Raw genomic sequence first — 13,310 nt, 5'->3', positions numbered from 1 at the left:
TTAGACAAATTTACTTGTCTTAATGTAAAGTTTGCTTTACTTTTAGTAAAACAAGCATTACAATGAAAAAACAACCCCTACTGCCCCATGGTTTTAAAAAGATCGGGTGGATAATTTTCGCTCCCGCCTTTATTTATTGGCTATTGATCTTGATTTTTAATGATGGCAACCTGACTATTTTTAATAAGGACTTTAGCATGAAGCTGCCGGCGATCGTAAGCCAGGAATTTGGCAGCAAGCATACACAATTCTTTACACTATTCGAAACAGAGCCTACGCTCACCATTATCATTGCTGCATTATTGATCAGCTTGATATTCATCGCATTTTCCAGGCAAAAGCAGGAAGATGAGTTTGTCGGTTCCCTGCGTTTAAACTCGTGGCTGTGGGCCGCATGGATCAATTCAGCGCTTTTGCTTTTGGCGGATTTATTTATATATGGCGAACCATTCATGTCGATAGTGGAAATTAATTTATTCACCCTCCTGATCATCTTCATCATCCGGTTTCACTATCTGTTGTATAAATATTCAAGATCATGACCAATACCATTAAAGTACAACGGGCCATTAAGAATATTACGCAGGAGGAGCTGGCTAAAGCAATCAGTGTTAGTCGCCAGACGATTAATGCCATGGAGGGGGGAAAGTATGTGCCGTCCACCGTTCTGGCATTGAAGCTTGCAAAATTCTTTGAGGTGACAATAGAGGAAATTTTTAAGTTGGAAGAGGGGGATTGATGGAGAGCTATTCGAAGAACGGCACCCCTGGGATCGCATATTTCTTCATCCCGGCTTCATTGATCTCTACCCCGATGCCTGGCTTATCCGATACGGTCATAAAACTGTCTTTCACCCATTCTCCGTCATAGGTCACGATCTCTTTGAACATGGGGTCGGTGTGAAAGTAAGACTGCCATTCCATGATCATGAAATTAGGCACGGATGCGCAAACGTGCGCCGACGCCATAGCGCCCAGGAAGGAGGCCACCATATGGGGTGCGAAGGGGACATAGTATAGATGAGCCAGGTTGGCGATCCGTTGCCCTTCCCCCAGGCCGCCGCATTTCTGCAGGTCAGGCATGACGATATCCACGGCGCCTGTTTCCATCATTCTCCTGAAGCCGTACGCGAGGTAATGGTTCTCCCCGGCGCAGATAGGCGTGCTGGTGGATTCGGTGATCAGCTTATACGCCTCCACGTTCTCGGCAGGTATGGGCTCTTCCAGCCACATGAGGTTCAGGGGCTCCAGCCTTTTGGCAATGGCCTGCGCAGTCACTGCATCATAGCGGCCATGCATATCTGCGCAGATATCGATGTCCGGCCCCACCGCTTTGCGCGCGGCAGTCAGCTGGTCGTACATGCGTTGCAGCTCCGCGGGACTGGCGGTCCAGTTATATCGGTCGTATTTGTGAGGGTCGTTGGCCTGATCGAGGTCGAATTTCATAGCGTTGAAGCCCATGCTCTTTGCCTTCGTGGCGGCCTCGGCAAAATCCTCGGCCGTAGGCAGTTTGCGCTGGTACAGCGCAGTGTCGCAATACACCCGGACCTTATCCCGGAACTTACCGCCCAGCAGCTGGTACACCGGCAGCTGCAAGGCCTTGCCCGCGAGATCCCACAGGGCGGCTTCTATGGCCGACAATACGGCTACATACATACCGGCCTGCGCCCCCTGGAAAAATCCTGATTTACGGATGTCTTCAAAAAGACGGTGTACGTTCAACGGGCTTTTCCCTTTGAGGCGTTCACCGAAATTCTTCACCAGGTAATAGGTGCCGGGAATGGCATCCACGCCTTCGCCGCAACCCCAGATGCCCTCGTTGGTATAGATCTTTACGAACAGGCTGCCCGTGATATAACCACATTTCACATCGGTGATCTTCAGGTTGGAAGGGGAGGACGCTTTGGGCGTTCGATCTACCGCTTGTTCATATCCCTTTCCGAACGCCGGCAAGGTCAATAGTGGTGACAGGGCGGCGGCCAGGGTGGCTTTGGATAAGAATGATCTTCGGGAAGTTTGGTTGGTCATTGCATTTATTTTTGGGTTTACCATGTTCTGCCTTTTAAAAATTCCTGTATCTGGCTCCTGGATACAGGCAGTTCATTGATGTGATCATTCAGCCATCGGGAGAAATCCCTTTCTATTTCGTCGCTCCAGCGCGAGTCTATCTGGCCAGGGGTATATTTCCCTTCGCGCAGGCGCTGGTGCCCGAACAGGTCGCGCAGGCGCACGATCTCCGAGGTCTTTACTACGCTTTCCGCCAGGTGGGGCGGGATGAAGATGACGCCGCCGTCCCTTCCCAACACTACATCGCCGGGCATGACGGTGGCCTTGCCGATGCGCGTAGGCCGGTTGATGCCGACGAGGGTAGTATTCAATTCGCCTTCGGGATTGTTCAGGTGGTGTGAAGGATGATAGCTGCGGAAGAAGGACGTGAAGGAGCCGATCTCTTTCAATCCTTTGATGTCGCGTATGGCGCCATCGTATACGATGCCGTTGCCCGTTTTCGCATAAATGGAATTGCCGAGGTTATCCCCGATGGTTGGGCCGTCCTCATAGGCATCGAACTGGTCCACCACGTATACATCCCGCTTCACCAGCAGGTCGATCGGCCACGAATTCTGGGATTTCACTCTCTTGTCCCGCACGCCGAATTTGTCGATGACGCGGTGTATGTCCGGCCGGCCAGGCATGAAGATGGCGGTCACTGCGCGACCCACCAGCACGCTGTCGGGGTTGATGGTCTTCCATTCTCCATCGTACTGGTGCTTGTAATGTTCGTTCCGCAGTACCGCCCAGGCTTCTTCGAGGGTCACCAGCTTCATCCGGTCGAGAATGCTGTCGGCCACTTTCGGCCTTCCGTCGGCGAAACGTTCACCATGCCATTCAGGCGTCAGGGCGATGAGCTCTTCGCGGGTGATCTGCTGACTATAGGTTGCCCCACACAGTAAAAATGACAACAGCGTCGGCAGCCAGTATTTTTGATAGGATGTCATAGCTTTGATTTTTGTTTTTTACGGGTGATAGGTTTGACGGGTTCGGCCGCTGTGTGATCAGACGAGCTGCTGTATTTCTGCTGCAGGCTGGCGATGGCCGTAAATTCATCGGACATCTTGGAGCTGAGCTTTTCAAATATCCCGAAGTAATCGGCATACACGGCATGACGCTGTTTGTCCGGCTTGTATACATCAGGCAGCTCAACGGTCCGGGCCGCCTCATCCAGCGATCTGTAAATACCCATTTCGGTGGCGCTCAGCAGGAAGGCGCCGAAACTGACGCTGTGCGATCGCTGCCGTACACGAACGGGCCGGTTATACATATCGGAGATCATCTGGGTCCAGAAGGGGATAGTGCCGAAAGTGCCGTTGACCGAAAGGCTTTTGATCGTCCGCTGCTCGCCGAGAGTTTTGCCGATGCTGTATATTTCGTACAGGATACCTTCGATGGTAGCTCTCACGAAATGTTTTCGTTCATGCCGGATGTTCAGCCCGAAATAGGCGCCCCGGGCATCCGCATTCCAGATAGGGGCGCGTTCGCCCAGCAGGTAGGGGAGGAACAACAGTCCGTCGGAACCCGCAGGCACTTGAGAGGCTTCTTCCACCAGCTGTCGCATACTGTTCTCCATATCGTAGGGATGGGTGAAGTCCCCGAACTGCCGGGTGAACCATTCAAAAATATTTCCGGCGTTATTGGTAGGCCCGCCGGACACATAGCAATTTTCGGTAAGCAGGTAGTTGAAGAAACGCATTTGTTCATCTTTCAATACCGTAGGACCCATTACCCTCACCGCCCCGCTGTCTTCAATGGTGATAGTAGCCTTGCCTTCGCCTTTCACGCCGTCGCCCAGCGTGGCCAGACAGCCGTCACTGGAGCCGATGAGTATCTTCGTTTCCGCCGGCAGGCCAAACGATTGCTGGTAAGCCTTTTTCAGTTTGCCGGCGGTGGTAAACACGGGCGCCAGGTCCGGTAGCTGCGAAGCCGTAATGCCGGCATACTTCAATGCGTCGGCTTCCCAGCCAACGGTATGAATATTCAACAGACCGGTGGCGGAGGCAATGCTGTGATCCACCAGGTACTCCCCGGTCAGTTGATGAATGATATAACTTTTGATCGACAGGAATTTACTGGTCTGCCGGAAGCGCTCTTTATCCCGGTGCCTGATCCAGGCTATTTTCAACAGGGGCGACATAGGATGGATGGGCGTGCCGGTGGCCTCATACAACCGTTTGCCAAGCGCCGACTGACGCAGTTCCTGCGCCTCTTTCTTGGCGCGGTTGTCGGCCCAGGTGATAGCATAGCCCAGGGGACTGCCGCTTTTATCCACCGCTACCACGCTGTGCATGGAGGCGCTGAAACAAATGCAGGCCACCCGGTACTTTTTAGGATGGATGCATTCGTTCAACAGGTTTTTCAGCAGGTAGAGGGTGGTAATGAAGATTTGCTCCGGGTCCTGCTCGCTGTAGTCGGGTTCCGTATGAAAGGTAGGATGATGACCTTTCATCGAGCCGATGACTTTGCCATTGAGGTCGAAGGCGAATACCCTTACGCCGTTGGTGCCCAGTTCAATCGTGATAATGCATGCTATGCTCGGTTTCATGAGTATTTTAATTATTTATTACGCAAATGATTTTTTCTGTACTCACTGGGCCTGAAGCCGGTGAGCTTTTTGAACGTGGTGGAAAAATGCTGGGACGAATAAAAGCCCGTGTCCAGCGCTATGTCCGTTACGCTGATCTCCGGCCGCTTCAACAGCTTGATAGCCTCGGAGATCCGGATATTGATCAGGTAATTGATGGGCGTAAAGCCCGAATAGCTTTTTACTCTTTCATTGAATAGGGTAGTGCTCATTCCGACCATGGCAGCCATTTCTTCCACCGCCCATTGATGCGCCAGGTTCTGGCGCAGCATCTTTTCCAGGTGCATGAATGTTTTCGGGAAGTCGCGGCCGGAATAGCTTTGCCTGGTCATTTGCCGGGTGGTCTGTATCAGCAGCTCGGCCGCCTGGTGATTGACGCGGGCCTGGTAACCGATCTCCTGACCCAGGAGCTCCGCATGTATGCATTTGAGGATCTTGCCGGCTTCACTGAACCTCGATAAGGCGGGAGACCGGTTCAGCGACAATATCTTGCCGATGGCGGCGCCCTCGCTTTCCGACAGGCCGCTCCATGCGCCCGGCAGCATAGGGCCATTCGCCGGCTTTTGCAAACGCAGTTGGATCCAGGTAAAGGCGCCGATCTCTAATATACCCTTGTCGCTGCCGAACGCATTACCAGGCAGCACCAGGGCGACATCGCCGGGGTAAAAGATATAAGGCTGGTGATCGATGCACCATTCAAACCGGCCCTCTATTATATAATATATCCTGATGCCTTCGCCGGTAGCGGTAGGAAAAGCGTCAAGCTGGATGGCGCCATTTTTTTTCGCGCCCATTTCGAGTATATAGGGGAATGGGCGCAATTCTGCCGAGATACCTTGTTGTAGCGCAAATTGATTCATATGGCTTGATCTGACGAGGGCCTATATAAAGGAAAGGAATTTATTCATCAAGTAGGTGCAAAATTCAACTTTGTTTTATTTTGGAAGTTTTTGCCGGTAATTGCCGATAATTTGCTGGCGCTAATGATTGCTCATCAAAACAACTGGCTATATGAAAAAGCACACCAACGGCAGGCCTGCCTGCTACACCAGGCTATGGCTGCTTTGCGTTCTTCTTTTATTACTATCCACCGCTCATGCTCAAATCGTTACGGGCGCCGTATCGGATGAAATGGGCACGAAGCTTTCACGGGTTTCTGTCGTCGTAAAAGGCACATCAAAGGGAACTACCACAGACAACGACGGTAAGTACAGCATACCCGCCCCGGGTAATGCCACGCTTGTGTTCAGCTCAGTAGGGTATAAGGTCGCGGAAGTGGGTGTTGCCGGCCGTACGGTAGTCAACGTGTCGATGACGGCTGACCGCCGGAACATGGACGAGGTGATCGTAACGGCCCTGGGCATCAGGCGACAATCCCGGGGGCTGGGCTATGCCGCCACCAATGTCAAGCCGGAAGAGCTGACGGTCAACCGGACCAGCAATGTCATGAATGCCCTGCAGGGCAAGGTGGCCGGGGTGAACATCTCCTCATTGGGCTCGGGACCGGGCGGTACCTCGAAGATCCGCATCCGCGGTCAGTCATCTCTTTCCGGCCAGAACAATCCCCTGATCGTTATCAACGGGGTGCCCGTGGACAATACCAATTTCAATGACAACGTCATCTCCGTAAAAGGCGGTGGCGTATTTGCAGACGGCGGCGACGGCCTCTCCAGCATCAACCCGGACGATATCGAGAGCATGACCATATTGAAAGGAGCGCCGGCGTCCGCGCTCTACGGCTCGCGCGCAAAGGACGGGGTGATCATGATCACGACCAAAACGAAGGGAAAGACAAAAGGCATCGGCGTCACCTACAACCTGAACTATACCAATGATAAACCCCTGGATTACACCGATTACCAGCAGCAATACGGCCAGGGCGAGGGCGGTGTCCGGCCAACTACGCCCAATCCTACTTCGGGAGAATGGTCCTTCGGGGAAAAGTTTGCGCCGGGCATGACGCAGGTCCTGTTCAATAACCTCACCGTGCCCTATCAACCCCAGGGCAAACGCATCAACGCATTCTACCGCCACGGACAGAATATGGCCAATACGGTGGCTATGGAGACCAGCAACGACAAGGGCGGCCTGCGCCTGTCGCTGAACAATACGGACAATAAGGGCATCATGCCCAACAATTCGTTCAACCGCAAGTCCATGAACCTGGGCTTCAGCTATAACCTCTCCGAACAATTGCTGCTGTCCGGCAATGTCAACTATTCCAGGGAATTCAATAAGAACCCGCCGAATATCACCAACCAGGACAATTCCATTCCCACCACTTTGATGGCCTTGTCGACGTCCATGCCGCTGGACGTGCTGAAAGCCAATAAGTACAATGCGGCGGGCAACGAGTATCCCTGGTCCCGGTTCACCAACCGCACCAACCCTTACTGGGTGCTGGCCGAACAGTTCCACAATATCAAGCGCGACCGCATCTTCGGGAATGTGGCCGTGAAATACAATATCCTGCCCTGGCTAAGCCTGCAGGGTCGTTTTGGACAGGATTACTGGTCGCGGGATGAAGATGTGAATAATTTCCCCACCGGCCAGGCTTCGAGGGCTGCTGCGCCTCCGGGCTTCGTCAATGGCGTGTTCACCCAGGAATCGCGCCGGTTCCGGGAAACGAACCTGGACTTCCTCGTGAATGCCAACAGGAAGTTCGGCGACCTGGAAGTAAATGTCAATGGCGGAGGAAACCGTATGCGCAAACGGTCGGACATCAACAACGTGGTGGTAACGGATTTTATCATCAGGGGCTTGTACACGGTACAGAACGGACGGGCAAAAGACCCCGTATATACATTGACGGAACAGGGTGTGAATTCCCTGTACGGTTCCGCGGAGCTGAACTGGCGGCGGACTTTCTATCTCAACGGCACGGTGCGTAACGACTGGTTCTCTACCCTTTCGCCGGCCAACAGGAGCATCTTGTATCCCTCCATTTCCGGCAGCTATGTGTTTTCGGAGCATCTGCCCAATGTTGGATGGCTCGATTTCGGTAAAGTAAGGGTGGGATATGCGGAAGTAGGCAGCGACGGCGACGTGGCGCCGTATTCGGACCAGCTGTTCTATACGGTCAATGCCAATTTTATCAACAACCCCAACGGCGTACCGGTACCGGTGGGCACCAGCAATATCAGCAACGGGGCGACGGGCACGACGTTGCCTAATCCCAATCTGAAGCCCAGCCGGGTGGCGGAAACGGAGGTGGGCCTGGAATTGCGGATGTTCAACAACAGGGTGAATGTGGACCTGGCGGCTTATCGGAAGATCACAAGGGACCAGATCGTTTCGGTGCAGATCTCCGATGCCTCGGGTTATTTCAACACGCCTATCAACAGTGGCAAGAGCAGCAATTACGGTCTGGAAGCCATGCTTAACCTGGTGCCGGTGCAAACCAGGAATTTCAAATGGGAATTTACGGCCAATACATCCTACAACAAGACCAAGGTGCTGAGCATCATCACCAGCACCAAGGGCGAGCGCATTACCACGGGCACGCACGTGTTCAACGGCGAGACCCGGCAGGTGGTTGGCGAAGAGATCGGGCAGATCGCCGGTTACGGATATGCACGCGATGCAAAAGGGCAGAGAATATTCCAGTCGAATGGCCTGCCCCTGCGTACTTCCCAGTTTATGCTGTTTGGCAGCGCCCTGCCCAAATGGGTAGGCGGTTTCCTGAATACCTTTAATTACAAGGGGTTCAATCTCACTGTCTTCATCGATTACAAGCTGGGCAATAAAATGCTGTCGGGCACCAACTTCAATGCCGTGCGCCATGGGCTGCACAAGATGACGCTGGAAGGCCGCTCGGGAGGCTTCAAAGGTGTGGGCGTGGACGCCAGCGGCAATCCCAATACGGCGGTAGCTGCGGTGCAGACCTATTGGGAGCACCTTCGCTCCCAGCAAATAGTCGAGCCGGTGATCTACAACGGCGGCTACTGGAAGGTGCGGCAGGTAAGTCTGGGCTACGATCTTACCAGATATATTCCGGCAAAATGGCCCCTCAAGGGATTGAAGCTGGACCTGGTCGCCAACAACGTCCTGCTGATCAAGAAATGGGTGGACAACATCGACCCGGAAACTTTTGGTTTCGGCTCGGACAACCAGGTAGGGCTTGAATCCCCCGGCCTGCCTACCACCCGCAGTTTTGGATTGAATTTGAATGTTAAATTCTAAAACTCCCGATCATGAGATCCAAGATTCTTCAACTCCTTAATAAGACGAATATGAACGTCGATAAAAAGATTGTAAGCTATAGTTTATCTGTTTTGTTCCTGCTCGCCATGACATCCTGTGAAAAAGGGCTGTCGGACCTGAATAAGAACAAGACCAGCCCCACTTCGCTGGACCCTGCGCTTTTGCTGAACCAGGCCATCATCAATACCTCCTACCCGGTGAAAACCCTGGTGTTCGATGTAGGCATCGTGCAGCAGATGGTGACACCCAACGGTGGGGTACTGGCAGGCGCCAATTTCAACCAGGACAGCCGCGACGTGACCACGCAACCATTGTGGACAGCGTATTACCAGAGCGTGATCAAGAATACGCATGATGCCCTGATGCGCTCGAAGGACCTTCCGGCGAGGAGCAACATGTACAATATGGCGCGCATATTCCAATCCTATGTTTTTATGATCCTGACAGATGAGTATGGCGACATCCCTTACCTGGAAGGCGGCGCCGGTCTCACAGACCGGGTACTGTTTCCCAAATATGACAAGCAGCAGGATATTTACCCGAAGATCATACAGGAGCTGACGGACGCGGCGGCAGCGCTGGACCCTGCAGGCGCCATCGAGTCGGGAGACGTGCTGTATGCCGGCAATGTAGGTCAGTGGAAGAAATTCGCTTATTCTCTGCTGTTGAGAGCCGGTATGCGACTGAGCAAAAAAGAATCCGCTAAAGCGCAGACCGCGGTACAGGCGGCCGTAGCCGGTGGCGTCATTACGGGCAATGCCGACAATGCCTATATCCGCCATGACGCCAACTTCACGCAGCCCATCGGAGGTACGCTCAACGGCAGCGAGGCCGCGAATTTCTACCTGACCAAGCCATTCGTGGACCAGCTAAAGAGCACCAATGATCCCCGCCTGCAATCCATAGCCATCCGGTATGTGGGCGCTGCCAGCGGGGCGGGCCAGACAGTTGCCGTGGGCAGCACCGATCCCACGAAACAGATAGGCATGCCGGTAGGATATGACAACGGGTCCATCGTAGCCAAAGCCCAGGCGGACGGACTGGCCAGCTTTTATGATTACAGCCAGGTAGATCGCCGTAGAATAGTAAAGATCTCTTCGCCTGTGTTCCTGGTCACTGCGGCGCAGACGAACCTCCTGCTGGCCGAGGCCCGCTTCAGGGGATGGATCACCAGCAGCACGGCTGATCAATATTTCTCTGACGGTATCAGGGCGCATATGGACCAGATGGCGCTATACGACCCTAATTCCGCCGTCGCCGGTCCTGATCGCGAAGCTTACGTCACCGCCCACCCGCTGACCGCCGGCAATGAGCTGGAACAGATCAATACCCAGTATTGGATCGCTTCTTTTCTAAATGGTCCCGAAGCCTTTGCGAATTTCAGAAGGAGCGGATTCCCGGCCCTGACAGCCAATCCTTACGGGCAGCCCAATAATCCGGATGTACCCAACGGCACTTTCATCAGAAGACTTACCTATCCTACTTCCGAATTGAGTGTAAATACCACCAACGTGAATGAGGCGATCACAGATCAGGGCCCTGATAAGCTTAGCACCCAGGTGTGGTGGGATAAACCATAACAACCATGAGCAACGAAAAGAAACTGAGAAGCCACGACTGGTTCGGTAAATCCGACAAAATGGGATTTGTACACCGGTCATGGTTCCGTACCCAGGGCTATCCCGACGATTATTTCGTGAACAGACCGGTGATAGGCATCTGTAATACCTGGAGCGAGCTGACTCCCTGCAACGGCCACCTGAGGGATTTTGCCGAAGTGGTGAAACGCGGCGTGCTGGAAGCCGGCGGCTTCCCCGTGGAGTTCCCCGTGACCTCGCTGGGCGAGACGGTGATGCGTCCTACTTCGATGCTGTTCCGCAACCTGGCCAGCATGGACACCGAGGAAAGCATTCGGGCCAATCCCCTCGACGGAGTGGTGCTCCTCACCGGCTGCGACAAGACCACTCCCAGCACCTTGATGGGCGCCTGCAGCGTAGACCTGCCTACCATCATCGTGCCCGGCGGCCCCATGCTCAACGGGCGCTTTCGCGGAGAATGCATCGGCAGCGGCTCCTTCAACTGGATGATCAAAGAGAAACAGGGGGTGGAAAATTATACGCCGGAAGATATTCATGAGGTGGAGACAGGCGTGGCCCGCAGCCAGGGCCATTGCATGACGATGGGGACCGCCAGCACCATGGCCTGCATGGCGGAGTCCCTCGGATTGACTCTGCCCGGCGCCGCCGCTATCCCCGCGGTGGATGCACGTAAGAAACTAATGGCGCAGCTAAGTGGCCGCCGCATCGTGGAAATGGTGCGCGAAGGCCTGAAGCTTTCCCGCATACTCACCCGCCAGGCTTTTGAAAATGCCATCGTCGTCAACTCGGCCATCGGCGGCTCGACTAATTTTATCATTCATTTATTGGCCATTGCCGGTCGCATAGGAGTGCCACTGGCGCTGGAAGATTTCGACGCGCTCGGCGGCAAAATACCTTTGCTGCTGAACCTGAAACCTTCGGGCAGCTACCTGATGGAGGATTTCTACTACGCGGGCGGCCTCCCGGTGATCATAAGGGAGATGCGTTCCTACCTGCACAACGATGCCCTCACCGTCAATGGGAAAAGCCTCGGCGCCAATTGCGCCGTGTCGCCCTGCTACAACACAGACGTGATCGCCCCGCTGGAGCGTCCCCTGCAGCATGAGGCCGGCATGGCGGTGCTGAAAGGCAATTTGTGCGAACAGGGCGCCGTCATCAAGCCTTCCGCCGCATCCCCGCATTTACTGAAGCACCGCGGAAGGGCAGTGGTATTCGAAAGCATGGAAGACTATCATGCGCGTATAGATGATCCGGCGCTCGAAATAGACGGATCCTGTGTCATCGTATTGAAAGGCGTAGGCCCGGTGGGCTATCCGGGTATGCCCGAGGTGGGTAATGTAGACCTGCCTATGCAGCTGCTGCAAAAGGGAGTAAAAGATATGGTGCGCATTTCCGACGGTCGCATGAGCGGCACCGCCGGCGGCACGGTGGTCCTGCACGTATCCCCCGAATCCTCGGTTGGGGGCACGCTGGCCCTGGTGCGGGACGGGGACATGATCGAGCTGGACGTGGCCGCCAGAAGACTGCACCTGGATGTCCCCGATGAGGAGCTTGCCGCCAGAAAGGCCCAGTGGATGCCGCCCGAGCCTGCGACTACAAGGGGGTACGTACGGTTGTATATCGACCATGTACAGCAGGCGCACCTGGGGGCGGATATGGATATCTTACGCGGAGGGTCGGGAGGGGAGGTGAGGAGAGATCTCCATTGAAAGAAGGAATGCGGTCTTTAGATGGTGATGATCACCTTTCCAAACGCGTCGCCTGATTTAAACCCGCTTCAGGGAGTAGCAATCGCGCGCTCCACCCATTCGAAACCCGCACCGCTGCGTCTTACATGACCAAGCCCAGGCCATGGCAGGTGAAAGGCGAAAACTCCTACTCGTCTTTCAGCCAGTTCTGTCAGAACTTTCCTTCTCGCCCTGGCCGCCTGGTCAAAATCCGTATCAAACCCGACACCCCATTCAGGGTGTGCCAAAAGAATAACATGATCATGGGCAGTGTCGCCCATATGCAGCAAAACTTCATCGCCCGAATGAATTTCTGTGATGGTATGACCAGGAGTATGACCGGGCACTATCCGGGTTTTTATACACCCGAACAGAACATCTCCGTCATTGAACAGGTGCAGGCGATCCTGGTAAGCAGCAAGGTTGGTCCTGGCAAGCTTTACCCACGCGGCTGTGGCATTTTTATCGGGGAATTTGCTTTTTGAGAAATCCGGTTCGCCCTTCATCCAGAAATTATACTCGGGTGCTGCAATATAAACGGCGGCCTTAGGGAATACCTGGTTGCCGTCTTTATCCAGCAATCCTCCGATATGGTCCGGATGTCCATGCGTCAGCAAAATGGCAGTGACGTCCGTTGGATGTATGCCGGCGTTTCGTAGGTTGTCCGGTAGCTTACCCGACTCGGGGCCGAAGTTGATGCCGCATCCCGTGTCAAAAAGGATCAGCTCTTTGTCTTTTTGCAGGACCAGTACGTTGAAAGCAATATCGACGGCGCCTTCCGCAAGAAAATTTTCCTTCAATAGGTCATTAATGGCATCCGGTCTGACATCCGGCGCGAAGATGGGTTGTGCAGGCTTGAATAATGCATGACCGTCTGTCACGGTCCACAGCTGCAGATCGCCTACTTTAAAACGAAAGGATCCGGTGTTGGTAGTTAATAGGTTTGATGCGCCTGAAAACAATGCCGGAAAGGGCGATACGGCCGCCACAGCTGCAATGCCTGTTCTTTTTAATACGGTTCTCCTGTTCATGAATTGTACGATTTTGTAATGTTGGGTCACAAAACTATTTGTTTTGTGACCTTGAGACAAGTATGCACTAATTGGTAATCTGGGCACCAAAATGAAACTGTTGCTGATTGCCAGAA

General features: G+C 53.9%; 10 protein-coding genes. 5 read left to right on the top strand and 5 right to left on the bottom strand.

Annotated features, from left to right (window positions below):
• Nucleotides 1–62 precede the first annotated feature (62 nt).
• Nucleotides 63–542 (top strand): hypothetical protein, encoded by a 480-nt coding sequence (locus Q4E93_RS06790; protein ID WP_303583684.1) that lies wholly within the window; start codon nucleotides 63–65, stop codon nucleotides 540–542.
• Nucleotides 539–739, top strand: a complete 201-nt coding sequence (locus tag Q4E93_RS06785; RefSeq protein WP_303583682.1) for a helix-turn-helix transcriptional regulator — start codon at nucleotides 539–541, stop codon at nucleotides 737–739. Before Q4E93_RS06790 ends, Q4E93_RS06785 begins: the two co-directional genes overlap by 4 nt.
• A 7-nt stretch (nucleotides 740–746) precedes the next feature.
• Here the strand turns inward: Q4E93_RS06785 and Q4E93_RS06780 are convergent, their stop codons facing one another.
• The 4 genes from Q4E93_RS06780 to Q4E93_RS06765 are packed head-to-tail and all read right to left on the bottom strand — an operon-like array spanning nucleotide 747 to nucleotide 5,429.
• Nucleotides 747–2,027: a mandelate racemase/muconate lactonizing enzyme family protein gene (locus Q4E93_RS06780; RefSeq protein ID WP_303583680.1), complete on the bottom strand. Its 1,281-nt coding sequence runs from the start codon at nucleotides 2,025–2,027 to the stop codon at nucleotides 747–749.
• A gap of 17 nt (nucleotides 2,028–2,044) precedes the next feature.
• Complete coding sequence (locus Q4E93_RS06775; RefSeq protein WP_303583678.1) at nucleotides 2,045–2,995, bottom strand: RraA family protein; 951 nt, start codon at nucleotides 2,993–2,995, stop codon at nucleotides 2,045–2,047.
• The gene (locus tag Q4E93_RS06770) at nucleotides 2,992–4,596 is read right to left on the bottom strand and encodes a gluconokinase (protein ID WP_303583677.1); all 1,605 of its coding nucleotides are present in this window, start codon (nucleotides 4,594–4,596) and stop codon (nucleotides 2,992–2,994) included. Before Q4E93_RS06770 ends, Q4E93_RS06775 begins: the two co-directional genes overlap by 4 nt.
• 11 nt (nucleotides 4,597–4,607) lie before the next feature.
• The gene (locus Q4E93_RS06765; RefSeq protein WP_303583675.1) at nucleotides 4,608–5,429 is read right to left on the bottom strand and encodes a helix-turn-helix domain-containing protein; all 822 of its coding nucleotides are present in this window, start codon (nucleotides 5,427–5,429) and stop codon (nucleotides 4,608–4,610) included.
• A 217-nt stretch (nucleotides 5,430–5,646) separates the two neighbouring features.
• On the opposite strand from Q4E93_RS06765, the gene Q4E93_RS06760 reads away from it, so the two are divergent.
• The 3 genes from Q4E93_RS06760 to Q4E93_RS06750 are packed head-to-tail and all read left to right on the top strand — an operon-like array spanning nucleotide 5,647 to nucleotide 12,145.
• Entirely contained in the window at nucleotides 5,647–8,817 is a 3,171-nt protein-coding gene (locus Q4E93_RS06760; RefSeq protein ID WP_303583673.1) for a SusC/RagA family TonB-linked outer membrane protein, read from the top strand.
• Nucleotides 8,818–8,828: 11 nt separating this feature from the next.
• Entirely contained in the window at nucleotides 8,829–10,418 is a 1,590-nt protein-coding gene (locus Q4E93_RS06755; RefSeq protein ID WP_303583671.1) for a SusD/RagB family nutrient-binding outer membrane lipoprotein, read from the top strand.
• Nucleotides 10,419–10,423: 5 nt separating this feature from the next.
• On the top strand, nucleotides 10,424–12,145 hold the full coding sequence (locus Q4E93_RS06750) for an IlvD/Edd family dehydratase (RefSeq protein WP_303583669.1): 1,722 nt from the start codon (nucleotides 10,424–10,426) through the stop codon (nucleotides 12,143–12,145).
• A 68-nt stretch (nucleotides 12,146–12,213) separates the two neighbouring features.
• On the opposite strand, the gene Q4E93_RS06745 is transcribed toward Q4E93_RS06750, so the two are convergent.
• Complete coding sequence (locus tag Q4E93_RS06745) at nucleotides 12,214–13,194, bottom strand: MBL fold metallo-hydrolase (RefSeq protein WP_303583667.1); 981 nt, start codon at nucleotides 13,192–13,194, stop codon at nucleotides 12,214–12,216.
• Nucleotides 13,195–13,310: the final 116 nt, after the last annotated feature.

The organism is Flavitalea plasmicola (assembly GCF_030546645.1).
GTDB lineage: Bacteria > Bacteroidota > Bacteroidia > Chitinophagales > Chitinophagaceae > Puia.
The sequence above is the reverse complement of the archived record's forward strand: the minus strand, read 5'-3'. Positions and strand labels throughout refer to the sequence as shown.

Coding starts and splice junctions, on each gene's coding strand:
- Q4E93_RS06790 (WP_303583684.1), top strand. CDS start 63: ATGAAAAAACAACCCCTACTGCCCCATGGTTTTAAAAAGATCGGGTGG.
- Q4E93_RS06785 (WP_303583682.1), top strand. CDS start 539: ATGACCAATACCATTAAAGTACAACGGGCCATTAAGAATATTACGCAG.
- Q4E93_RS06780 (WP_303583680.1), bottom strand. CDS start 2,027: ATGACCAACCAAACTTCCCGAAGATCATTCTTATCCAAAGCCACCCTG.
- Q4E93_RS06775 (WP_303583678.1), bottom strand. CDS start 2,995: ATGACATCCTATCAAAAATACTGGCTGCCGACGCTGTTGTCATTTTTA.
- Q4E93_RS06770 (WP_303583677.1), bottom strand. CDS start 4,596: ATGAAACCGAGCATAGCATGCATTATCACGATTGAACTGGGCACCAAC.
- Q4E93_RS06765 (WP_303583675.1), bottom strand. CDS start 5,429: ATGGGCGCGAAAAAAAATGGCGCCATCCAGCTTGACGCTTTTCCTACC.
- Q4E93_RS06760 (WP_303583673.1), top strand. CDS start 5,647: ATGAAAAAGCACACCAACGGCAGGCCTGCCTGCTACACCAGGCTATGG.
- Q4E93_RS06755 (WP_303583671.1), top strand. CDS start 8,829: ATGAGATCCAAGATTCTTCAACTCCTTAATAAGACGAATATGAACGTC.
- Q4E93_RS06750 (WP_303583669.1), top strand. CDS start 10,424: ATGAGCAACGAAAAGAAACTGAGAAGCCACGACTGGTTCGGTAAATCC.
- Q4E93_RS06745 (WP_303583667.1), bottom strand. CDS start 13,194: ATGAACAGGAGAACCGTATTAAAAAGAACAGGCATTGCAGCTGTGGCG.